This window comes from Vibrio qingdaonensis, assembly GCF_026191675.1.
GTDB lineage: Bacteria > Pseudomonadota > Gammaproteobacteria > Enterobacterales > Vibrionaceae > Vibrio > Vibrio qingdaonensis.
Genome location: NZ_JAKRRY010000001.1, coordinates 232,677 through 254,713, shown reverse-complemented (window position 1 = coordinate 254,713; position 22,037 = coordinate 232,677). Strand labels below are relative to the sequence as shown.

General features: G+C 44.8%; 23 protein-coding genes. 19 read left to right on the top strand and 4 right to left on the bottom strand.

Annotation, left to right across the window (positions count from 1 at the left end):
* Nucleotides 1-82 precede the first annotated feature (82 nt).
* The 17 genes from flgH to MD535_RS01025 all read left to right on the top strand — a co-directional run bounded on the left by flgH (nucleotide 83) and on the right by MD535_RS01025 (nucleotide 15,094).
* Nucleotides 83-745 carry a flagellar basal body L-ring protein FlgH gene (flgH, locus tag MD535_RS01105; protein ID WP_265673252.1) on the top strand — a complete coding sequence of 221 codons (663 nt, stop codon included), beginning with the start codon at nucleotides 83-85 and terminating at the stop codon, nucleotides 743-745.
* Nucleotides 745-1,926 (top strand): flagellar basal body P-ring protein FlgI, encoded by a 1,182-nt coding sequence (locus tag MD535_RS01100; RefSeq protein ID WP_265673054.1) that lies wholly within the window; start codon nucleotides 745-747, stop codon nucleotides 1,924-1,926. Before flgH ends, MD535_RS01100 begins: the two co-directional genes overlap by 1 nt.
* Nucleotides 1,926-2,624 (top strand): rod-binding protein, encoded by a 699-nt coding sequence (locus MD535_RS01095; protein ID WP_265673053.1) that lies wholly within the window; start codon nucleotides 1,926-1,928, stop codon nucleotides 2,622-2,624. The genes MD535_RS01100 and MD535_RS01095 overlap by 1 nt, the downstream gene beginning before the upstream one ends.
* Nucleotides 2,624-4,006, top strand: a complete 1,383-nt coding sequence (flgK, locus tag MD535_RS01090) for a flagellar hook-associated protein FlgK (protein ID WP_265673051.1) — start codon at nucleotides 2,624-2,626, stop codon at nucleotides 4,004-4,006. Before MD535_RS01095 ends, flgK begins: the two co-directional genes overlap by 1 nt.
* Nucleotides 4,007-4,012: 6 nt before the next feature.
* Complete coding sequence (gene flgL / locus MD535_RS01085) at nucleotides 4,013-4,900, top strand: flagellar hook-associated protein FlgL (RefSeq protein WP_265673049.1); 888 nt, start codon at nucleotides 4,013-4,015, stop codon at nucleotides 4,898-4,900.
* Nucleotides 4,901-4,918: 18 nt separating this feature from the next.
* Nucleotides 4,919-5,797 (top strand): OmpA family protein, encoded by an 879-nt coding sequence (locus MD535_RS01080; RefSeq protein WP_265673048.1) that lies wholly within the window; start codon nucleotides 4,919-4,921, stop codon nucleotides 5,795-5,797.
* 131 nt (nucleotides 5,798-5,928) lie between these two features.
* Nucleotides 5,929-6,315, top strand: coding sequence for a flagellar hook-basal body complex protein FliE (locus MD535_RS01075; protein ID WP_265673047.1), 387 nt, complete (start codon nucleotides 5,929-5,931; stop codon nucleotides 6,313-6,315).
* A 15-nt stretch (nucleotides 6,316-6,330) separates the two neighbouring features.
* Nucleotides 6,331-8,007 carry a flagellar basal-body MS-ring/collar protein FliF gene (gene fliF, locus MD535_RS01070; protein WP_265673046.1) on the top strand — a complete coding sequence of 559 codons (1,677 nt, stop codon included), beginning with the start codon at nucleotides 6,331-6,333 and terminating at the stop codon, nucleotides 8,005-8,007.
* A gap of 11 nt (nucleotides 8,008-8,018) precedes the next feature.
* Entirely contained in the window at nucleotides 8,019-9,023 is a 1,005-nt protein-coding gene (locus MD535_RS01065) for a FliG C-terminal domain-containing protein (RefSeq protein WP_265673045.1), read from the top strand.
* A gap of 12 nt (nucleotides 9,024-9,035) precedes the next feature.
* Complete coding sequence (locus tag MD535_RS01060; RefSeq protein ID WP_265673251.1) at nucleotides 9,036-10,043, top strand: hypothetical protein; 1,008 nt, start codon at nucleotides 9,036-9,038, stop codon at nucleotides 10,041-10,043.
* A 58-nt stretch (nucleotides 10,044-10,101) separates the two neighbouring features.
* Nucleotides 10,102-10,389: a flagellar biosynthesis anti-sigma factor FlgM gene (locus MD535_RS01055; protein ID WP_265673044.1), complete on the top strand. Its 288-nt coding sequence runs from the start codon at nucleotides 10,102-10,104 to the stop codon at nucleotides 10,387-10,389.
* A gap of 7 nt (nucleotides 10,390-10,396) precedes the next feature.
* Entirely contained in the window at nucleotides 10,397-10,798 is a 402-nt protein-coding gene (locus tag MD535_RS01050) for a hypothetical protein (RefSeq protein WP_265673043.1), read from the top strand.
* Nucleotides 10,791-11,513, top strand: coding sequence for a flagellar basal body P-ring formation chaperone FlgA (gene flgA / locus MD535_RS01045; RefSeq protein WP_265673042.1), 723 nt, complete (start codon nucleotides 10,791-10,793; stop codon nucleotides 11,511-11,513). The genes MD535_RS01050 and flgA overlap by 8 nt, the downstream gene beginning before the upstream one ends.
* Nucleotides 11,514-12,026: 513 nt before the next feature.
* On the top strand, nucleotides 12,027-12,224 hold the full coding sequence (locus MD535_RS01040; RefSeq protein WP_265673041.1) for a hypothetical protein: 198 nt from the start codon (nucleotides 12,027-12,029) through the stop codon (nucleotides 12,222-12,224).
* A gap of 380 nt (nucleotides 12,225-12,604) precedes the next feature.
* Nucleotides 12,605-12,940: a hypothetical protein gene (locus MD535_RS01035; RefSeq protein ID WP_265673040.1), complete on the top strand. Its 336-nt coding sequence runs from the start codon at nucleotides 12,605-12,607 to the stop codon at nucleotides 12,938-12,940.
* A gap of 76 nt (nucleotides 12,941-13,016) precedes the next feature.
* Nucleotides 13,017-13,778, top strand: coding sequence for a hypothetical protein (locus MD535_RS01030; RefSeq protein WP_265673038.1), 762 nt, complete (start codon nucleotides 13,017-13,019; stop codon nucleotides 13,776-13,778).
* 317 nt (nucleotides 13,779-14,095) lie between these two features.
* A complete protein-coding gene (locus tag MD535_RS01025; RefSeq protein ID WP_265673036.1) occupies nucleotides 14,096-15,094 on the top strand; it encodes a succinylglutamate desuccinylase/aspartoacylase family protein in 999 nt (332 codons plus the stop codon).
* A 91-nt stretch (nucleotides 15,095-15,185) separates the two neighbouring features.
* Here MD535_RS01025 and MD535_RS01020 read toward each other — a convergent pair whose 3' ends face one another.
* The 4 genes from MD535_RS01020 to MD535_RS01005 form a co-directional block, all read right to left on the bottom strand.
* Nucleotides 15,186-15,644, bottom strand: coding sequence for a GNAT family N-acetyltransferase (locus MD535_RS01020; protein ID WP_265673249.1), 459 nt, complete (start codon nucleotides 15,642-15,644; stop codon nucleotides 15,186-15,188).
* A 96-nt stretch (nucleotides 15,645-15,740) separates the two neighbouring features.
* On the bottom strand, nucleotides 15,741-16,307 hold the full coding sequence (locus tag MD535_RS01015) for a nucleotidyltransferase family protein (protein ID WP_265673034.1): 567 nt from the start codon (nucleotides 16,305-16,307) through the stop codon (nucleotides 15,741-15,743).
* A gap of 9 nt (nucleotides 16,308-16,316) precedes the next feature.
* On the bottom strand, nucleotides 16,317-16,985 hold the full coding sequence (locus MD535_RS01010; protein ID WP_265673033.1) for a glutathione S-transferase family protein: 669 nt from the start codon (nucleotides 16,983-16,985) through the stop codon (nucleotides 16,317-16,319).
* A gap of 191 nt (nucleotides 16,986-17,176) precedes the next feature.
* A complete protein-coding gene (locus tag MD535_RS01005) occupies nucleotides 17,177-19,255 on the bottom strand; it encodes a flagellar biosynthesis protein FlhA (protein WP_265673032.1) in 2,079 nt (692 codons plus the stop codon).
* Between the two features lie 175 nt (nucleotides 19,256-19,430).
* Here MD535_RS01005 and MD535_RS01000 point away from each other — a divergent pair, with 175 nt between their 5' ends.
* Nucleotides 19,431-20,618 carry a flagellin N-terminal helical domain-containing protein gene (locus tag MD535_RS01000; protein WP_265673031.1) on the top strand — a complete coding sequence of 396 codons (1,188 nt, stop codon included), beginning with the start codon at nucleotides 19,431-19,433 and terminating at the stop codon, nucleotides 20,616-20,618.
* Between the two features lie 94 nt (nucleotides 20,619-20,712).
* Nucleotides 20,713-22,035 carry a flagellar filament capping protein FliD gene (gene fliD, locus MD535_RS00995; RefSeq protein ID WP_265673029.1) on the top strand — a complete coding sequence of 441 codons (1,323 nt, stop codon included), beginning with the start codon at nucleotides 20,713-20,715 and terminating at the stop codon, nucleotides 22,033-22,035.
* Nucleotides 22,036-22,037 lie beyond the last annotated feature (2 nt).

Below are 22,037 nucleotides of genomic sequence, written 5' to 3'. Positions count from 1 at the left end.
TGTCAATGTAAAGAATGGCCTTGTTCATGTGTTGGTAGCTCAGAGTGAGGCCTTAATCAGACAAGGTTGCACGACATTGTTGATGGCTATTTTAGCTCTGATGGTAATGGGAATCAGTGGTTGTGCTGGGCGCTCTGATGATTTTATTCCCCCTTCTCCTAATGACGAAGCCTATGCGCCACCAAAGCTTGATTATAATGTGACGCGAGTAAGCAAAGGCAGCCTTTATACGGGGACTACCGCCATGACGTTATTTCAAGATCGTCGAGCTTATCGAGTTGGGGACATATTAACCGTCGTTTTAGATGAAAAAACCGAATCAGACAAAAGTGCTTCCACACAGTTTGGTAAGGACTCCAATGTCACTGTCTCGGCACCAACATTGGGCACAACCGTCTACGACGAAGGAACGGTGGCGCTAGATGCCAGTCGTGACTTTGATGGCGCAGCTGCAACGTCACAGGGTAACAGGCTAACGGGCTCTATTACCGTAACCGTCTACGATGTATTACCCAACGGTGTACTTAGAGTACGGGGAGAGAAGTGGCTGAAATTAAACCAAGGCGACGAGTATATTCGTCTTACTGGGAACGTTCGTGTCGATGATATTCAAGCCAATAACACCCTGTCTTCACAGCGAATCGCTGATGCACGCATTACCTATGCCGGTCGAGGAACGTTTGCGGACAGTAATACCGCAGGTTGGCTCACTCAATTTTTTACTTCACCTTGGATGCCGTTTTAATGGAAGTCATACGTCCACTCCATTTGGGTTTTGGTAAAAGCATTGATGCTTGGCTCTTCCCCTGTGCGTATCTAACCAACTGGTTTAGCTTGGTGGCACTTGTGCTGTGTTTATTGCCGTTAACGGTTTTTGGCGCTCGACCTATCGCTGAAATATCAGTGGTGTACGGCGACAGGCAAAACCAGTTAATTGGTTATGGGTTAGTCGTTGGGCTTGATGGATCCGGTGATAAGTCTCAGGTCAAATTCACTCAGCAATCGGTGGTGAATATGATCAAGCAGTTCGGTGTCCAGCTGGACGATGCGACCAACCCTAAATTGAAAAATGTGGCGGCGGTAAGTGTGACCGCGTCGGTTGAACCTCATATGGGAGCGGGTCAAACACTGACGGTGACCGCCTCATCACTAGGGGATGCGAAGAGCCTTCGTGGTGGCACATTATTACTTACGCCACTGCGCGGTATTGATGGCGAGGTCTATGCCGTCGCGCAGGGTAGCTTGGTGGTGGGAGGCTTTAATGCTACTGGAGAAAATGGCACGAGTGTCACCCGAAACACGCCAACAGTGGGGCGAATTCCAAATGGCGCGACGCTTGAAAGAGAAATCACCTCAGGGTTCGACAGCGATCCCACGATTCGTTTGCAATTAAAGCAACCCAATTATGAAACGGCGCTGAATATATCCAAGGTGATTAACCAAACCTTCGGCGGTCAGGTCGCTAAGGCGATAAATAAAGGACAAGTGGAAGTATCTGCGCCACAAGATAGCGAAGACAGAGTGATGTTTGTGGCGATGATTCAGGCACTTGAAGTCGATGAAGGACGAAAGTTACCTAAGGTCGTCTTCAATTCACGAACGGGGACGGTGGTCATTAGTCAGAACGTCACGGTATCTGAGGCGGCGGTAAGCCAAGGAGGGATTACCGTGACGATATTGGAGTCAGAATCGGTGTCTCAGCCCGGAGGGGCGTTCAATACCGCAGGGGAAACCGCCGTGGTTCAAAATAGCCAAATTACTATAGATGAAGAAGATGCGACGACGATGGTGTGGCCAAGGGGAACCAATTTACAAGAAATCGTGGATGCCATTAACAATATCGGTGCGTCTCCAGAAGCACTCATGCAAATATTACAAGCGCTTGATGAAGTTGGCGCGATAAATGGGGATTTGGTGGTGATCTAATGATTGATTCAACGGCCCTGACCAGTATAGCAAAGCACTCAATCGTAGAGCGTTTTGTCACCGCTAAAATAGCGGCTGATACGAACTCGAATCAGCAAGGGCAGGAAGGCGTGCCGCGGTTAAAGCCTAGTGTGGCGGCGCAGAGTGCCGTTACCCCTAAGATAATAGTTAAGCAGAATATCGCTACGTCAACGGTCGTGAAACAAAACCCCATCGGATTGGCGACGCAAGACGCTTTTCAAAGCAGCGCCCAGCGTGCTGAACCATTTAGCTATCCACAATTACATAATCCATCTCCGTTGCCACACTCATCGGCGCCTTCGCATCTTTATCTTGATAACGTCTCTCTGGCACAGTTGAAACATGACAATTCACAGCAAGGGCTGATTGCCGCCGCACAACAATTTGAAGCGCTGTTCTTGCAGCAAATGCTGAAAAGAATGCGCGCCGCAAGTGAAGTGCTTAGTGACGATGACAACCCTCTTTCAATCAAATCAGCAGGCATGTTTCAAGAAATGCGAGATGCACAACTGGCACAGCAAATCAGTCAACAATCTTCTTTCGGTTTAGCAGAAATGATTTATAAGCAGTTGTCGGCTCAGGTGCCAGATTTAGGCGTTCAGGTATCCAACACTAAACAAAAGACATCGCAGTTGATGAGTGTAAATGAGATGACACTCGCTAAGGAGCAAGAATAATGGGATTGGTGAATATAGGGTTAAGTGGTGTGTTGGCAAATCGTGTTGCTCTTAATACCACCGCGCAAAATACAGCCAACGTGAATACACCGGGTTACAGTCGGCAGATTGTCAATTTTGACGCCACTTCCTCTGGTAATTTCGTTAACGGAATGAATCTTGGGGCGGGAGTGGAAGTGAACGGTATTCTAAGAATTGCTGAACAGTCCACCACCAATCGATTAAGAGAAGCAACCGAGTCATCCCAGTATACGCAGACCTATTACAGTGGATTATCGAGCTTAGAAAATCTGTTAGGAGCCGATGGACTCAGCTTAACTCAAGGATTGAATCAATTCTTTGCTGCAATTGATGAAGCCAGTGTCGCGCCGGAAAGCTTGGCATTTCGTCAACAGGTATTAACCAACGCGGACGCGTTGACACAACAATTTAATTCCATCTATTCACAGCTAAATCAGCAAGAAGCCGCACAATCTGAACGTTATAGCGCTGTAATAATGGATGTAAACAGCCAGTTAGAGAGCATTGCGAAGCTAAACCAAAAACTGCAAGAAGACGCCTTACTTGGAAAAAACGTGGCGGGTTTGCAAGATGCCATGGATAAGCATCTAAATGAATTGGCAACATCGGTTGATATTCAAGTGATTTATATGGAGTCAGGTGGCGTTGAAGTCTCCACCCCTAATGGTCAACCTTTGGTGATTGGTGGTTTTTCTGGTTCATTAGCAAGGGATTTATCTAATGGGGATCCATATAGCACAGATTTGACGCTGTCTTTCCAATCCATGACCTCCTCAGTGGACGCTTCTTTAGGTGGAGAGCTTGGCGCCATGGAGCGCCTGAAGCAGTTGCAGTTTGAACCGATTAAAGCCACGCTCAACGATTTAGCGCTAGGCTTTGCTGGTGGTGTTAATTCTGTTCTCAATGCTGGGTTTGATCTTAATGGCTCGGTGGGTCGAGACCTATTTACCTATACCGGCGGAAGCGAAGCGGCGTCATTGGCCATTGATTCGACGCTGTCGGCGCAACATCTCGCTTTTTCATCGGATCCTTCCGTCGCCGGTAACGGCGATACCCTGAAGTCACTATCTCAGTTGTCGCAAACGACGTTAAGCAATGGGTCCGTTGTCGGACAAACGCCTTATAGCGCTTATTCGGGTTTGTTGGGACAAATAGGGATATTTACTCGACAGGCAGAAAGTGAAGCGAGCGCTGCGCAGATCAGTCTAGAGGATGCCCAAGTGGTACGCGACAGTCTAAGTGCGGTTAATTCTGATGAAGAAGCCGCGAACATGATGCTTTACCTCAATGCGTATGAAGCCAACATGAAAGTGATTAGTACTGCCAATCAGATGTTTCAAACTCTTCTGCAGGCATTTTAGGAGCAAATGATGCGAGTGACAGATTCTCAATTTAATGCGGTGATGCAGCGTTCACTAATGGACAACAACATCAGGCTCAATAAAGTGTTTGAGCAAATGTCTACCGGTAAAAAACTTAATCATTTGTCCGATGATCCTATCGCATCAGTGCGGCTAGAAGGGCTTAAAAAGACCATGTCGGACAACCAGCAGTACCAACGGAATATTGATAATGTCCAATCCCAGTTGACCCGTTACGAAACCAATGTGGATACACTGGAAGAGCTATCTCAGCAGGTTAATGAACTGTTGCTACAAGGGATAAACGGCACGCTAGACCAGCACAGCCGAGCAGGGATAGTCCTGGAGCTCAAATCGCTTAAGAGTGAAATGCTCACTACGTTAAATCAGTCAAACGACGGCAGTTTTTTGTTTTCTGGCACTGATATTTCAAACCCATCCATCGACATCCTCCCTCCTTATACCATGAACACGAATGGTGATTATAGAGAGACTAAAGTCGGCGATGACCAATACGTGGCGAATAATATTACCGTCAGCGATGTGATTGGCAGTAGCGCCATTTTTACCGATTTAGACAACGCAATCGCTGAATTAGAAGTACCGTCGGCGACATTTATTCCCACGATGAAAAGCGCGATTGATAGTAATCAATCACTTCATCAAAACGTGTTATTGACGCTCACTGACATAGGCAGCCAATACAACTCTTTGGATAGGCTGAAAGAAACCAGTATCGACATGGTGTTTTTTGCTGAAACAGTAAAAACAGAACTAGAGGCGTTGGATTACGCTCAAGCATCGGTGGAACTGAATCAAAGTATGATCGCCTTAGAGGCGACACAAAAGACCTTTATTCAGATTGCTGGTATCTCATTATTTGATTTGATTTGATCTTACATGGGGCGAAGGATGCGCAGAGCGGGTGAAATAAACAGTAATAATTTGATGGTGACTAGCCAAACACTAGGGCTAGTCCTGTTACTTATTGGGTTTTCAGCTCAGGTATTTGCACAGCGATATATTGTCCCGTTTGATAGTGTTCAATGGCGTCATGGACAAGACGTCGATCGCTGCACTTTACAATCGAGCGATCCACATACTGGCTTTGATGTTCAGTTTGTTGTCATCGCCGCCCAGCCACTTCAGATTAGAGTGGAGCGGCAAAGTGGTCGAGCGCTTCCTACTTCTACCTCGTTTAATACCACGAAACCAGTATGGGCAAACGCAACAGGTTATGCCACCACAACGATTGAGGATGTGGAGCTAGAAGGGAGCACCTTGATTGCCAGTCATGGCGCGGCTTATATGCTAGAAGATATGACACGCGGCGCCTGGTTTAACATCAATGCGATGGATTTTGACGTCTATTTCCCGACCACCAATTTTAAACCAGCGTTGCAAGCCTTCAATCAATGCCAACGCGAATTACCAGCAGTGAATTTTCAGCATGCCCGACGTGTTGAATTGCAGTTCAAAGAAGGGGCAATGACGCTCACAGAGCAGCAAAAAAACATGATAGACGACATCAGCACATTAATAAAAAAAGACAACGCCATCGTTAAGGTGCTCATTGACGGTTATACCGACAACACAGGAGACTCGGTCAGCAACTTGCAGGTCGCGAAACAAAATGGCTCGGACGTCGCGCAGTGGTTTGTCGAAAACGGTGTATCGAAAGCCATGTTAGAGATCCGAGGGCATGGCGATCGTTACCCTAAATATGACAACGCAACGCGAGAAGGACGAGAGAAGAATCGCCGAGTAGAAATTCGCTTAGTACGTAAATAAGTGAGTACGTAAACAGGTTAGTAAGTAAATAGATTGGTAGATAAACAGATGGCTAGGTAAATAGATGGTTAGGTAAATAGATTCGTGCCGCATAACAATACGCGAAATAACAGGCAGTAGGAGACCGAGCAATGGATAAAATCAGTGTAATGGAATTACAGCAACAGTTAGTCGGGAAAATGGAAGTCCGGCAGCAAGTTGCAACCAATCCGTTGTCTAATCAACCCATATCCTCACCCTTTGTTCATGGTGTGTCAGGGCAATCATTGTCAGATGTTAACCCTATATCGCAAGGGTCATTGGAATTTGGTCAGGCATTGAAAGGGGTGTTAGATACCGTTAATCAATACCAATCTCATGCATCTGAAAAAGTCACCGCGGTTGACCTTGGGAAAAGTGATGATCTTATCGGTGCCACCGTTGCAGCGCAAAAAGCTCAGCTCTCTTTTAATGCACTCATGCAAGTGCGAAATAAAATGGTGTCAAATTTTGAAGACATCATAAAGATGCCAATTTAGCAAAGGGGAACGGCAATGGCAGCAGAACTGGAAAGTAAGCCGGCATTGACCAACGAGATGGGGGCGGCAAAAGTGCAGCTGGGCAAAGTCTCAGGGTGGGTGGCCGGATTTTGGAAAAGCTCTCAACGTAATGTCATTATTATTACTATTTTTGCGACCATTACCGCCGCGATTATTGTCATTATGCTTTGGACGTCAGCGGAAAGGTTTCGTCCTCTCTATAGTCAATCGGCAAATTACGACTCTAGCCAAGTGCTGCAAATGCTTGATGAAGAGTCGATTAAATATCAGTTAAGCCAGGATGATGGTCAGATACTCGTCCCGGAGCGGGATGTGGCAAAAATACGCATGGTATTAGCGTCGAAAGGGTTGAAAGAGCAGCTTCCAAGCGGGTTTGAGTCGCTCGACAACTCAAAGAGTCTTGGTGAAAGTCAGTTTATGGAAAGTGCCCGCTATCGCCATGCGCTTGAAGGTGAACTCGCCCGCAGTATTTCCACTATGAGCGCTGTGAGTTTAGCCAGAGTGCATTTGGCGATACCCAAAGAAAGCCTATTCATGCGTGAAGAGGCAGAGCAGCCAAGAGCATCAGTCATTGTGCATATTATTAATGGTATGGATTTAAAACCTGCTCAAGTAGAGTCGGTGATTAATCTCGTGTCTGGAGCGGTGATTGGTTTGAAATCGGAACACGTTAGGGTGATAGACCAACACGGCCGTTTATTGTCAAACGACGCCACCGTAGGTGACATTACCGTGACCACGGGTAAGCAGACCGATTATAAACGCAACGTAGAGCGCACCTTGGTGGCTCAGGCAACCGATATGCTCACACCTATCTTAGGGGCGAGTAATTTTCGGGTTCAAATTGCCAGTGATATTGATTTCTCGAAGATAGAAGAAACGGAAGAGATTTACGCTGACCCTGTAGTGCGCAAAGAAACGCTGTTGAATGACGTGAATGAATCTTCAATGGCCCTCGGTATTCCAGGCGCACTAAGTAACACACCTCCGGTTACTGATGGAGAGCCACAACCCGATCCCAACGCCAAAGTGAACCGCAGTGAAACCTCTCGAGATTATGCGGTGAGTGGCAAAATTAGGCATACCCAACACCAGCAAGGTGTATTGAAAAAGCTCTCAGTCTCGGTGGTGGTGAATGATATGGCGAATGGCGAACAAACGTGGACTGATGAAGAACTCACCAATATTGGAAATATTGTCCGTTCTGCGATTGGCTTTGAGGTTGAACGCGGTGACGTCATCCACATTACTCACTTTCCATTTGTTGTCGCGGCCGTACCCGATGCATTGAAAATACCGTGGTTTGAAAATACGAATATTATGCAGCCAATCAAATATTTATTAGGGGTGATGTTGAGTGGCCTCATGATTATGGTGGTGTTAAAACCCTTGGCTCAGTATTTAACAAAATCTGCCGAGCGAGAGGACCAACTCGCTGAAAATGTAGACTACGACAGTGATGTTATTACTAAGGAAGAGCGAGTTGCAGAAGTCGCACTGCAGTCAAAACTGGAAGCCTTAGGCATTGATGCCACAGGAATTAAGGCGCTGGATGATAACCTTCCATCTGCGGATAGCCCACTAGAGGTACAAATTAAACACCTTAAGTTAATCGCGAAAGAAGACCCCAATCGAGTGGCTGAAATATTACGCACCTGGATTCAAGCATAGAAGGACATACCATGGATGGTAAACAGACTTACCAGTCAGTAGATGGCGTTGCAATGTTAATGCTGACGATGGGCGAAGACATTGGCGCAGATGTGCTGAAAGGCTTCACACATGAAGAGATAAAACAAATCACGCACGCTATGAGTAAAATGAAGGACATCAAAGCGAAGGATGCGCTCGTGTCTCTAACGGGATTTTTTGATGATTTTCGTAAGCACTCAGGCATTCTCGGCGGGACAAGAAACTACATCACCAACGTGTTAGAAAAAACACTGAATGGTAATTTGGCACGAGATTTAGTATCCGAAATCTATGGTGATGAAATACGCTCACACGCAGAAAAGTTAGCATGGATTCCAGCAGATTTACTGGTGAATGACCTGCAAAAAGAGCACATTAATCTGCAAGCATTATTGATTGCTCACCTCCCTTTAGAGTACAGCTCAAAAGTAATGGAAGAGTACAGTGAAGCGCAGTGTCACGAGCTTATTTTGCAAATTTCCAAAACGCAGGTGCTGACCTCCGGATTGATGGAGACCCTGAAAGACTTAATTGATCGGTGCAAAATCAATTATCACAGTGGCGGGTCTTCCAGTTTGCAAGGTTCGAAAGTGGTCGCGAATCTGATTAATCGTTATTCAGGCAACAAAAGTAATTTATTTCAATTTTTACATGATCAAGATGAAGAAACCGCAGAGCTGGTGGAAGAGGCTATGTTTGATTTTTTCACCTTATTTAATCAAGATTTGGAAACCATCAACCTCATTAATGAACGTGTCAGTTTAGAGCTTTGGGCGTATGCGCTCAAAGGGACAAACAAAGATTGCCGCTTATACATCATCAATTCTATGCCGTTAAGAGTATCGACAGAGCTTAAAGAAAACCTCGTTCGTATTGGGGCGGTACCAGTGAGCCAAGTGGAACAAGCGAGAAAAGACATTATTGATATCGTTAAGCAGCTACAAAGCGAAGACATTATCAAACTCAATTTCGCTAATGAGCCAAGGTTGACCTAGGAGGGCATCGTGATGAAACTGACCGGTATCCCGAACAATAGAAACAAAGTCAACGCGACATCGACAGGCAAGATCAAAAAGCCAGATAAGCTGCAAACACGCCCGTCGTCCGCCAGTCTGTTAAAACAGCAAATGTTGACGATGAATCTGCAGGAGCGACCTAAGCTCATTGCTGAGGTGTCCGATTCGCATAAAATGTACAGTCGCTTATTAATGGCGGGGGAAGTGTTACGTACTGTCGCCAGTGAGCTATTAAAACTTCGCCAAATTGCAGAATTGCCCCAGTACACCCCTCAGCAAGCCAATCAAATCGACGCCATTAAAAAGAAGCTCATCTTTTGGAGTAAAAAGCGCTTATTTGATCAGCACGTGGTCGATGTGTCCTTTGCGCCTATTCAAAATGATCATCCGATCATTGAGTTCACGATTCCTGGTTTAGATCTTAATCGCGAGCGTTTTCGGGATGAAGTGGTGTCTTTGTATATTAATAATCGGCTTGTCGCCTTAGCATTTGAAAGAACAGAAGAAAGAGACGTATTAGTCGAGCAATTTAAGTTAATGTTTGCCTACGCGCATCTGCAGTTAAGAATTAACTCGCAGCAACAATTCGTGGTAGGGATGCAAGATCAGCACTGGCGTCAATGGGATGGCCAAGTGTATGTTTCAGGGCAAGGGGGGAGATACGCGGAAGGTCCACCTGTTGCAGTGAATGTAGAGCCGTTGTTTCCATTACTTGATCACATCACACGTTTACCCGTGAACGAAGAAGGGGCGATAGAGCAAATCAGTTGGTTGATTGAACGGGTGAATTTGATGTATCGAGCACTATCCAAAGTGCTGAAAAATAAAAAAGAGAAAGCGAATCAGTTGATTGCATTTTGTACTCATCCGGAATTACAACAGTTCGGCAGTTTCAAAGAGCATTTAAAAACTAACCCAGAGTTATCCCTAACATCGATACAACGAGGCTTTACCGGACCAACTCGAGATAATGTCATTAAATTGTTGAAGAAAATATGAAACAGGCTGCCAAAATTGCCGTTATAGTTAGATGAGTGGGTGAAGTGAGGGCTATACGATGAGCCAAATCAAGGTAGATAACATTAAACATATTGTGCCGCAGTCACAGGTTGATGTTATTCAGAACAAAAAGGCCGAGACCGATAAAAAGTCGCCCGTTAAGTCGATTAATCTATCTCAACACGAAGTTGACTTAATGGATAACGCGAAACGGTTATTTGATGGGGTAGGAGATATAGATACCAGCAGAGTTGAGTCCATTAAAGCGCAGATTGCCTCCGGGGAATTAGCGTTTGATATGGATGAACTCGCAAAAGTACTGGTGAGAATTGATCATGGCAAATAAGAGGATAATGCTCAGCTATATCGATTATGGACAGAGAATGCTGCAATACACTCGACAACTGTCAGACAGCTTAGATGAAGTTAAACACGCTGTTTTGAAGGGGGAATACCAGCGCTTGGAGTCACTTAATCAAAAAATCATTTCTTTGTCGCATCAATTGGCTGAAGTGGATCTTGCCCGGTTTGCAATGGCGAAAAAACTCGGTTGCCAAGATAGGCAATATGCCAACGTTATTCAGACTAAGCTGAAAGGGCGACTTAAAGAGAAAATTGCCGCGATGGACGAAAAAATTGAGGCATCCGTCATGGTGTGTAAGGAAAAGCTTGCTCGACAAGGCAGTGTGATGATTCTACAACACCAAGTGATGGAAGAAGCGCTGGCGAAACACAAGTTAAGGATCAATGTCTAGCTCTGATATGGTGCTATCAACGCTCGCCACCGTTATAGGGTTGTGCAGCGTAGGGTCTGTGTTTGCCAACGATATTAAGCAACAGCCACTCACTCGACAAGGTCGGTTGTCTATTGCTATTGAAAACCAGATAGAACAAACAATGAGGTACCGTTATCCTCAACAATACCAACTTGAGGTAAAGCAGCGCTTCTCAAAAGCGCTGAATAAACTCCCCTCATGCTCTGGCGTAGAACAGGTCTCGACTAAAAGTGAAATCAAGCTCGGTACTCAAAAATGGTCTATTCACTGTCCTAGTGAAGGATGGACAACCGCCGCAACGACAACAAGCAGGATTACCGTCCAGGCCGCTATCACGACGCGCGCGATAAAGAAAGGCGAGCGCTTATCACATGAAGATGTGACGTTTCAGTCCGTGACATTATCCAAAGACCAAAAAGTCTTCTTTGAACCGAATCAACTGGTGGGTAGCAAAGTTAAACGTTCGCTGAGTCAAGGTGAGCTGCTGACCACGTCACGCTTTTATCTAGATTACGATGTAGAGAAGGGCTTACCCGTTAATGTGGTGTATCGCTCCAAAACCTTCAGTTTACAAACGCAAGGCACCGCGCTAGAAAGCGGGTTAATTGGTGATACCATTGCGGTAAAAAATAACCAATCAGGTAAAAGGCTTCGTGCTGTTGTAATAGATAGTCATGTTGTACAAGTGTATTAATTGGTGTTGAGTTATTTTAACTTGCTTTTCACATTTTGCGTTATGTATATATCAGTGCCACATTCTTTGCTGGGTGTGCTTGTCCATATTAGCTAGAATCTACTTCCGACTCGATAGTTTATAGTGGCAGTATTAGTGAAAACCTGAAAGTCACTAATCTAAGCTATTGTATTTGCAATATCTGGCCTGTGTGAATAGTGAATTATATTGTTGAATATCTCAATGAAATGTTACCTGGTTGTACACTGTTTTTCTGTGGTTATTAAATAATGCGTAAGTGTGTTTTTTAGGTGGGGTGATTTGATTTGTGTCGAAATCTTATATAGGGGTAATTATTGTTTTTGTCTTGTTTTTATAGTGCGTTACCATTGATAAATAAGACAGTTTTATTAATTTTGAGATGTGGCTCATAATTAATTTATATTAATTGATTTGGTTTTTAAAATGTATCTAAATCATGTTAATTATTGCATATGCTTTATGTGTATTTATATTAAATTAACAGGGTTTATTATGTGGTGGTTAGGGGCGATTGCTGGTGCTGGCGCTAGTTATTCAGGGGCTTATGGAGAAGCGGGGCTTTTGTCTGGAGGGGTTTCTGCTGATTTTTCTCAAGACGGGGCGGGCGTTGGTAAAGGTTTTGTTGGTCCTGGAAGTGGCATAGCTGCTGGTGTTCAATTTTGTGATGTTAAGATACACGGATGCGATTAGGTCAGAAGTATCAGTTGCTAGCATTCATTTGTTGGTTACTTATTATGAGTTCGTTTTGGCTAGGGAAAACAAATGTCCTATCTAAAGAAACAAGTTCCGTATTATTTCTTATAATATGGTTTGTGGGGGGGCTATGTGTTGTTGGTGGACTTAGAGAAGCCGTCATATTATTCCGGCGTAGCAATAAGTGATGTAAGTTAGTAGGAGAAAATAGATATGTTTTATTTTTTCAAAGAGCCGGACCCTGTTAATAATTCCGTGTAACTGCTTTTGATTACAAGTATTCGGTTAGTCGATCTTCGAGCACAATTATAAAACGGTTTAGCGCTTGCTTCCAGTGATGTATGCGCCAGGTATAATCGGAGTTGGAGCTTGGGGCTATGAGAGATATGTACGAGATGACAACTAGAACTAGAATTGTCACATTTGCGCTGTTTGTCACTTGCACACTGTTATGGGCAGATCTAGCTAAACAAGTAGGAGGTAAAGTTAAGGTAGAGTCAACAGCTTTGACTTTTGTTGATACGGGGTATCTCGGCAGGGACAGCACTCGTAACTATTATTATTTCTTAGATAGCGGGATAAAGGTTCGGGCTCCAGAAAATAATGATGAAAACCGTGTTTTTTTGACAGAATACCTTCGTAGCGACTACAAATGTGACGTTGTGTACTTTGAAAATAATAGCCTAATTAATAACGAGGTTAATCATTGTTAATGAAATAGACTGTGGTGAGAAGATTATTTATCGATACAACGATTAGATATAACTTAAACAATAAAATGGATTTCTTATGAAGAGATATTACGCGTCAGTGCTAGTGTTACTTGTAGGTTGCGGTGGAGGAGGCAGCGGTAGCAGCTCTTCCTCTTCAAACTCAGAGGATAGTGTCGCTCGTTACAGTAGTGATTATGCAGCTTCTGATTTACAAGTGTTCTTTACGTTGTCGGCAATAAGCTCATCCGAGGCTGAAATCAAAGGATATGTTCAAGATAGTTCGTTTAACTATGTTACAATTAATGGCAGTGATCAACTTGTCTCTGAAGTTGATAGTCAGAGTTTTTCATTAACAGAACTCCCTATAAGTGGTGGGGGTTATTATGGTACGAATGTATCCGCGAACGCTACTGAGTATATTGTAAAGCTATTAAGAGATAACGTGGTTCAAAGTTCACTAACTATAAATGAACTGCCGTTACCATTTACATTAACGACAAGCTTCGTTGGTGAGGTGATAGATGTCTCATGGGCTCCGGAAGCAGACCATACATACTCTTACCTAGTGGAAACGCTAACTTGTAAAAATAGTACTGAGACCAATATCAGAACTGTGTCACCAGATATTAACGCTGGTGAGCATCTACTTAATTCAGGCTCTTACAATAAGAGCTTGAGTGAAGTGTTTGGGCAAACGCAAGCACAGTTAACTCAAGGTTTCGATAGCTGTGTTTTTGACGTAGATATTATAGCGAATAAGGACTCGTTACCATCGCAAACCAATGGACAGTTAACTGTTGATGTTGTCCAAAAGAGAAAGGTCAGGATAGTGCTTTAACCTTGTTAGTGTGGATTTGGTTTAATTAGCCTTTTCTTTGTATATTAGCCAATGTGTTTTTATTATTTAATAAATATGCCTCTTGGAGAACATTGAAATTGGTTTGAAGTGCTAGGCGAATAAATGAGAATGTAGAAAGTATGAGAGGTCTGGGTGATTAAGTTACCGTACTAACGACAACTTAATCGCTACAGCGAACGCCACTTATTGAGGCTGATCTTTCTTGCTGTCATATTGCTCCGGAATAAGGTAGTTTGAATTAGCTAAACGCGACGTTGAATCCTTTAACCGTCACTCATTTTATCTCCGGAGAAGTTATGTCTACGCCCCTCAATGATTGTATTGTTCCTATGTATCCAACGATTCAAGCGTTAGATGTGGATGGCTTAGAGCCCGGAGAGCATAAGTTCTGGTTTGCCGTTGCCACCGATGCGATTGGTCATCCACAAACGCTTCCTGTGCGCGTGTTTAAAGGTAAGCGTCCGGGTAAGCGGATTATGATTACCGCAGGCATTCATGGTGATGAGCAAAATGGCATTTTGACCGCGCAACAATTGGCGAGAGAGTTAATTGGAAAAATGCATGCTGGTGTGGTCACCATTGTACCCACTGTGAATTTGTCTGGTATTGCGCGCCATAGCCGTGACTTTCATTCCGCCGCGCCTGATAGCTCGTCTTCTAACTTGAACCGAGTATTTCCTGGTAATCCTGATGGTGATGAAGCGAACCGCTTTGCGGCCAATTTGTGGCAAAATTTATTGAAACCGAACGCCGATTTAGCGATTGATTTGCACTCGCAGACATCGGGATCAGCCTATCCGCTATATGTTTTTGCGGATTATCGCTTAGACGACTCTATTCGTATGGCAAGATTACTTAACCCTGATGTCATTCTTAATGACCCTGGCGACCCGGGCATTCTTGAAACGGCTTATAATCGCGCGGATATTCCTTCTATCACCATTGAAGTGGGTATTGGACGTTACACGGACTTACCTATGGTCGAGCGAGCCGTCAATGGTGTGCTTAACGTACTACGCTCTTATGAGCTGATTGCTGGCGAGGTGGTATCACAAACCGTGCCTTGCACGGAAGGAGAAGAAATTATCAGTATCCGAGCCGATCAAGGAGGATTTGTCCTTTGCCAAGTGGCATTGCTTGATGAAGTGGTAAAAGGGCAGCAAGTCGCCACGCAATACAATAGCTTTGGTGATGAGATAGCGCATTATATCGCGCCTTCAAATGGGGTAGTGATCAGCCACAACGTGGAATCGGTAAGGGCGCCAGGGTCGTTAGTGGTGCGTTTGATTAAGTAATGCGCTGCAGGGCGGTAAATTAAGATGATGAGGCACGTTGACGGACATGCGTTTGAATGGAAAATCGAAGCCTCATCAATACGAAGCCGCCTTAACCTACATTACGCGCCACCATAAGCACTTCATCAGCGGAGTACAGGTTTGAAATGGTCGCTTCTACTTCAGCGCCTAACGTCGATTTGTATAAGTTCTGGGCAAAGTTGTCCGCGCGCGTCGTAACGTATATATGTTTGAGTACCGAGTCATTTTGCGCCAACCTTTCTTTTACTAAAGGTAGGGTTTGCGTAATGAGCCCACGTCCTATGCCTTTTCCTTGGTGATCGGGAGAGACCGCTAGCTGCTCTATTTCGAGGATGACTTCTGGGCGAAAGCCACTCTTTTGAGTCCAAATAATAAAGCCAGAAATTTGTTTGTCGTTATTTTCCGCCACAAAGCACAGCACACGAGGAAACGCATTAAAGTTACATTGCAGCCATTCATAAGATTGTTTTTGTCTGACGAAAGTGAGTTTGTGTATCTCTGCTGCTGCTTCTAAATCGGACGTGTTCATCAATCGGACGTTCATTTTTACCTCAATACTTAGATTAAATACAGCGCGTTCGCGGTGAGTGAGCAAGAGGGTTAAGTGTACCAAATGTTAGCGTGTTCACTTTGTAAAAAGCGTGTCAGGGTCGCAGTGATTGGGAACTGTGACTAACTTAGGCCATTGATTTAGCCAGTTTTTCGAGTGTACTCGTTGCCAAAACAGTGCGATAGGTGTATTGGGGTTATGAGACAGCTTCCCCGCCAGCAAGGTGTCGGCACCAAATGCTGAAATGCACTCTAACTGATTACTGATCTTGCGTACGGCAATAGCGGTTTCTTTTTCTGGCCAGTAACTCATTGCATCGATGATGTCAGCATAGGGTTGGTGACCATTTCTGTTGTGCATTAATGCTTGATTGCGTACTTGCCAGTTAATGTCAGGCATTGTGTTATTCAGATAGGCTTCTATGCGCTGTTGACCACTTGAATCTATTTCTGATGGGTCAAAGTAAATCACGTCAACATCGTTCAATGGTGTTGGGATTGTACGGTTGTGCAAATCGTCCCAAATTAAATTACGAACAAACCCTGCAGCGACGTAGCAGGGTTGAACACTGACATTTTCGACACAGCTTAAGATTTTTGATCTGAGTGCGTCTTGTTGCATTAATTCAAAGAGCTTTTTCATCCCTCTCTATCACTTTACAACGTGATGGCTTAAAGGTGAGGGCTGAAAAGGGCGGAGATCAATTTCTTCTCGCTCGCATACTGCTTTAATCGTTGGGTGTGAGGATAGTCGCGTGAGATACGCGGACAAATGGTCAAATTGCAGTGGAGATGTCTGAGCGGGTAGGCTCCATTCCGACAGCATGAACAGAAAAAAGTCACAAGCAGAGAGTTGCTCGCCGAGCAGGTATCGACGGTCTTTAAGTTGGTCATTTATGACAGAGAGAGATTCTGCAATCCGTTCATCTTGAGCGGCGATGATAGTTGGAATGGCGTGTTCATCGTTGGTGTGTCTGTGCGGGTAGTATCGGACCATGAGTTCAGCTTGCAGCGTATTATTTAAATAGGTTAACCACTGGAAAAAATGCGCGCGATCTTTACTGCCTAGCGAAGGGATAAGACTATGCTGAGGGTGCTGTTCGCAAAGGTGAATGCAGATCGCTGGGCTTTCAAAAATAACGGTGTCATCATCGATAAGTGTTGGGATTCTGCCTGCTGGGTTGAGCGCAAGGTAGTCGCTGGATTTTTGTGAGTTGGACTGTTTATCAACAAGGATAAGCTGATAGTCGAGGCCCATATGATGCAGTAAAAAGTGTGGGGCTAAGCTTGCGTTATTGGGGTAATAATAGAGTTGATACAATTTACAGTCCTTGTTCGATTGGGGCTTCCCTTGGCGATGTTTCGTTAGATGCTATCGGAACAGATGCACATCATTGGAAATAACATCATCAGAAATAATAGGAATCCAGTATATCCGCCAGCGCCAATGTTATCACCATGCGTAGTGAGAATGAGTGAGGTGCCTCATACCTGGCTTGTCATCTTGTTTGCTTACTCAACTTCGCCAAGGACATTGAGCCCATATTCATTGGGTATCTCATTATAGCTCAGCACGATAAGCTCCTTGGCAAAGGCTTTTGCCAGCTTTGCTATCATAGGTCTTGTCGTTGGTGGCACTACAAGTACAGCAGGTAAATTTTGGCTTTGCATCGTTTGAACAATAGTTGGCATGCGGTTTTGACATTTTTGCAGTATTGTCGCTTCAATGGGAATGGCATCTAACGGAATATTAGGGTCGCTTTGTTGCGAAAGAGAAATGGCACTTTTAAGCTCGCCTTCTAAAGACGTTCCGATAATAAAGGCGTTAATGGTCTTACTGTTGGGGGAGATGAGGTTAACTATGGTGCGCTTCAGCGCAACTCGAATATTGGAAGACAGTAAGATAGGGTCCTTCACGGTATCAATACTTTCTATGATGGTATTGGCGATGGTGCGTACATTGATAATGGGTACTTGTTGAGCGAGAAGCTGACGTATAACCTGCATTTGCAAGTTGGGTGAAATGACGCTGGCTAGGTTTTCTGCCAGTTCGGGATGATGAGTAGCAAGCCGATGGTTTAGGGCTTTAACATCATCGTAATTGAAAATATCGTTTAAGTGTTCACTGCAAACCTTGCTGACATGGGTGGCAATGACGTCATAGATATCAATGACTTGAAAGCCTAAGTTGATGGCTTTGGTTTTATCGGCTTTATTGATCCATAGTGCTGGAAGTTGGTAGGCGGGATCAACGCCGACGATACCATCTAAATCAGGGTGGTCGATTCTGTTGCCAACGGCCATCGATTTATCGACATAAACTTCCCCCCGTTCTATTTCATCACCATCAATACTGATGGCGTATTCAGATGGTTTCAGTGAGAGATTGTCAGTAATGACGACTTCGGGGATCACAAAGCCAATTTGTTCACTCAGCGTTTTTCGGCTGCCGCGAATACTCTTTATTAGGTTACCGCCTTTCTTCGTTGTCGCGAGGGGAACGAGTTTAAAGCCCAAGGAAAGTGCAATCACATCAATGGTTGGAATGATATTCCAATCTATCGTGGTTTCAGAGGGGGGCTGGTGCAGTAATGCTGTATCGGGTTCAGGAAGGGTTTCAATGGCTTTAAACTTGCTTTGTCGCCAACCAACGAAGGCGAGTAACACGGTAAAGGTATAAAAAGCAAGGTGCGGCATGTTAGGGACGCTACCAATAACAAACATGACACCCGCGGCCATATAGAGGTTAGAGGGAGAGGCAAGAAGCTGCTTTTGAACAGTTTGTGCCATATCATTATCGTTGTCGCTAATACGGGTCACGATAATGGCGGCGGAGGTTGCCAGTAGTAGCGACGGTATTTGCGCGACGAGACCATCTCCAATGGTGAGTAATGCGTAAGTCTGAAAGGCATCTTCTGCAGAGAGACCATGTTCAAAAATACCAATCAGCACACCACCAATTAAGTTAATGAAGAGAATCAGTAAACCTGCGATGGCATCGCCTCGAACAAATTTACTCGCCCCATCCATCGCTCCATAAAATTCCGCTTCTTCGCCTACTTCCAAACGGCGAGCTTTTGCTTCAACTTGGTCGATAGCACCTGCGTTTAAGTCGGCATCAATCGCCATTTGTTTACCCGGTAGCGCATCTAAGGTAAATCTCGCCGAGACTTCTGAGATACGTTCACCCCCTTTGGTGATAACAACGAAATTAATGATCATCAAAATCACAAACACCACAATACCCACGACATAGCTGCCGCCAATCACCACTTCACCGAATGACTGAATCACTTTACCAGCCGCATCGCCACCGTTGTGACCTTCCAGTAATACGATTCGAGTAGACGCTACATTGAGCGTTAATCGTAGGAGCGTCGCAATGAGCAATAGGGAAGGGAAAATAGAAAACTCAAGCACTCGAGTGACGGTACTGGCGACGAGTAAGACCACAATCGCCAGCATGATATTAAAGGTGAAGAAGGTATCGAGTAGTAGTGGTGGCAAGGGAAGAATCACCATCGCCAAGATCATTAATAGAACGATGGGGATGGTCAACCGAGTAGTGATTGCCTGAATTACCTTTCTCATAACAGCCAATTTAGTGGTTATCGTTAAATTAGATACTAGGATATTTTTCAACCACTTCTCACTTTTGATACTTGCAATTTACATTTTAAGTGAGTTTTTTTGAAAAAAGATGAAATGGAATTTTTCCTCTGTCGTTAGCAGTTAGTGAACAGCAAACACAGATGGGGAACATCAGATGGGTATTTCAGTACAAACTAACTACGCGAGTTTGGTGACGCAAAATACATTGCAGTCAACCAATGCTTCACTATCAAAGTCCTTAGAAAAACTGTCTACAGGCTTTCGTATTAACTCGGCAGCAGATGATGCGGCAGGGTTACAGATTGCTAATCGACTGAACCTTCAGAGCCGTGGTTTGAACGTGGCGATGAGGAATTCACAAGACGCGATATCAATGATGCAAACAGCCGAAGGTGCAATGGAAGAAATGACCAATATCGCCTATCGGATGAATGACTTAGCGACTCAAGCAGCCAACGGTACTGTGACGAGTGCGGACCGCGAGGCAATGAACACCGAGTATGGTCAGTTAGGTGCTGAGCTACAAAATATTTATAACAACTCAAACTTTGGTGGACGTTCTCTATTGGCTGGGGCTGATTCGTTCACATCAGGCCAAATTACTTTCCAAATTGGTTCAACCGCCAGCGAAACGTTAGACGTTAATCTTGCAGGGCAACTCTCGGCTGTGGGTAACACACTCGGTCAGTTTGATATTCTTTCTGATATTAGTGCGTTGAAATCACAAGCTGAATCTGACTATCAGTCTGAACTTGACTTGTTTGCGGCCACTGCTGCTTCTGCGACAACGACCAGCGGACTGAGCGATGGTACAGATTTTACTGCTAGCGGTACGTTTGGATCTTATACCGATTATTCGGATTTAAAAGCAAAAGCGGATGCGGGTGTGGGTACGGCGGTTGCGGATTTAACGGCCGTTGAAACGGCTGCTGCGGCTAGTGTCACAACGGAAATAGTTGGTAACACGGATGGCAATTACGTAGCTGGTGCGTCAGGTGTGGCATTAGGCACCTCGACCTATGCGAGTGTGACAGCATTAAGTGCAGGGTTAACTGACCAGGCGAGTGCAACGGCCGGAATGGCGACTATGGCGACCTTCATTGATGATTTAGGCGCGGCGCGTGCCCAGTTTGGTGCCAACATCAACCGACTGGATCATACCATCACCAATCTTGGCAACATGACGGAAAACCTAGAAGCATCTAAAGGCCGAATCATGGATACCGATTTTGCTTCAGAATCAGGAAACATGAGTAAAGCGCAAATGCTAATGCAGTCAGGCGCATCGATGTTAAGCGCATCAAAAATGGTGCCGCAACTGGCTATGAGCCTATTGGGGTAAATGCCTTGAGTGTTCTGGAGGGTTGGGTTGTCCCTCCTTACTCAAAGCGTAGAGGCGTAATCTAGAGAGAAATATCACAACGTAGGGGGAGAGTATGAATGTCGATGCCGTGCAGCTTGCCAGTAACTTCGCGAGTTTAGATGTCCAGCCATTTGAGCTGCGTTATAACCAAAAGTTGACGAATATTACTTCGCAGACGTCGGCAATCAGCAAAGTCAAGACCGCGTTACAACAGTTGGATGACAAAATCTATGACTTTACCAAAGCGGGTGCAGGACTCACACAGACCGCCACGACTACGTCGAGTGATGAGTATGTGACTTTGTCGGTGTCGTCTGGCGTGGATGATATCGATCTGGATGTCTTTGCTAAACAGATGGCGGAAACCCATCAGGTAGTGGTGGATGCCAAATCGACTGACCCAAATGATGTGATGGCATCAGCAGGCACTTTTTCTGTCACACAAGATGGTGTGACCACCGACTTAAATATTATGGATGCCGATAGTGACGCGAGTGGGGATGTTACTTACAGCGAATTTGTTACTTATTTTAATGACCAGTTTGACGATTCGATACAAGCAACGCTAGTGAAGTCTCAAGGGGCAATGAAAGTGTTATTTGCATCCGATAATGAAGGCGCAAATGCTTCTTTCACTTTGTCGGCCGACGCTGCTAGTGGTTGGGATGGTGATATAGCGTTAGCCAGTGCCGCGCCAATAAAAACAGCCCAAGATGCAATTCTAGCGATTGGCGGCGAACATGGCACAGAATTAACCAGTACTACCAACCAATTTGAGTCGTTGATGGAAGGCGTGGATCTTACAGTCGTTAAAGCCAATAGCACTGGTGATGACGCGACTAACTTGCGGATTGGTGACGACCTCGGCGCAACGATGGACGCGCTTAAAGAATTTGTAGATTCATATAACAATGCGGTTTCAGAGATAGCAAGCCTTACCGCGACAGGCGGAGAAGACGCTGTACGTGGCGTGCTTGCATCGGATAGCACGATTAGAAATATCAGTTATCAGTTGGGCAATGTTATCCGAGCCGATTACGGTGGTACGCGGTTATTTGAGTTAGGTATTGAGATCGATCGTGATGGCAAGTTGTCGTTGGACAGAACGGCTTTTGAGCAAGCAGCAGAAACCATAGATATTGAAGAGATTTTTACCGGTGAAGAGGGGGTGTTTGCCAGCTTTACCAGCAAACTTGATAGCTACATCGACTTTTCTAGTGGTTCATTAAACCGCAGAATTGATACGTTAGATGATGAGAAATCCCGTATTAATGACGCACTATCGGTATTGGATAGCCGCTACGAAACCTATTACAACCGATATTTATCGCAATTTACTCAACTGAACTCACTCGGTAGTCAATTGGATTCAGTTTCTGGGTTATTTACTGTTTAAGT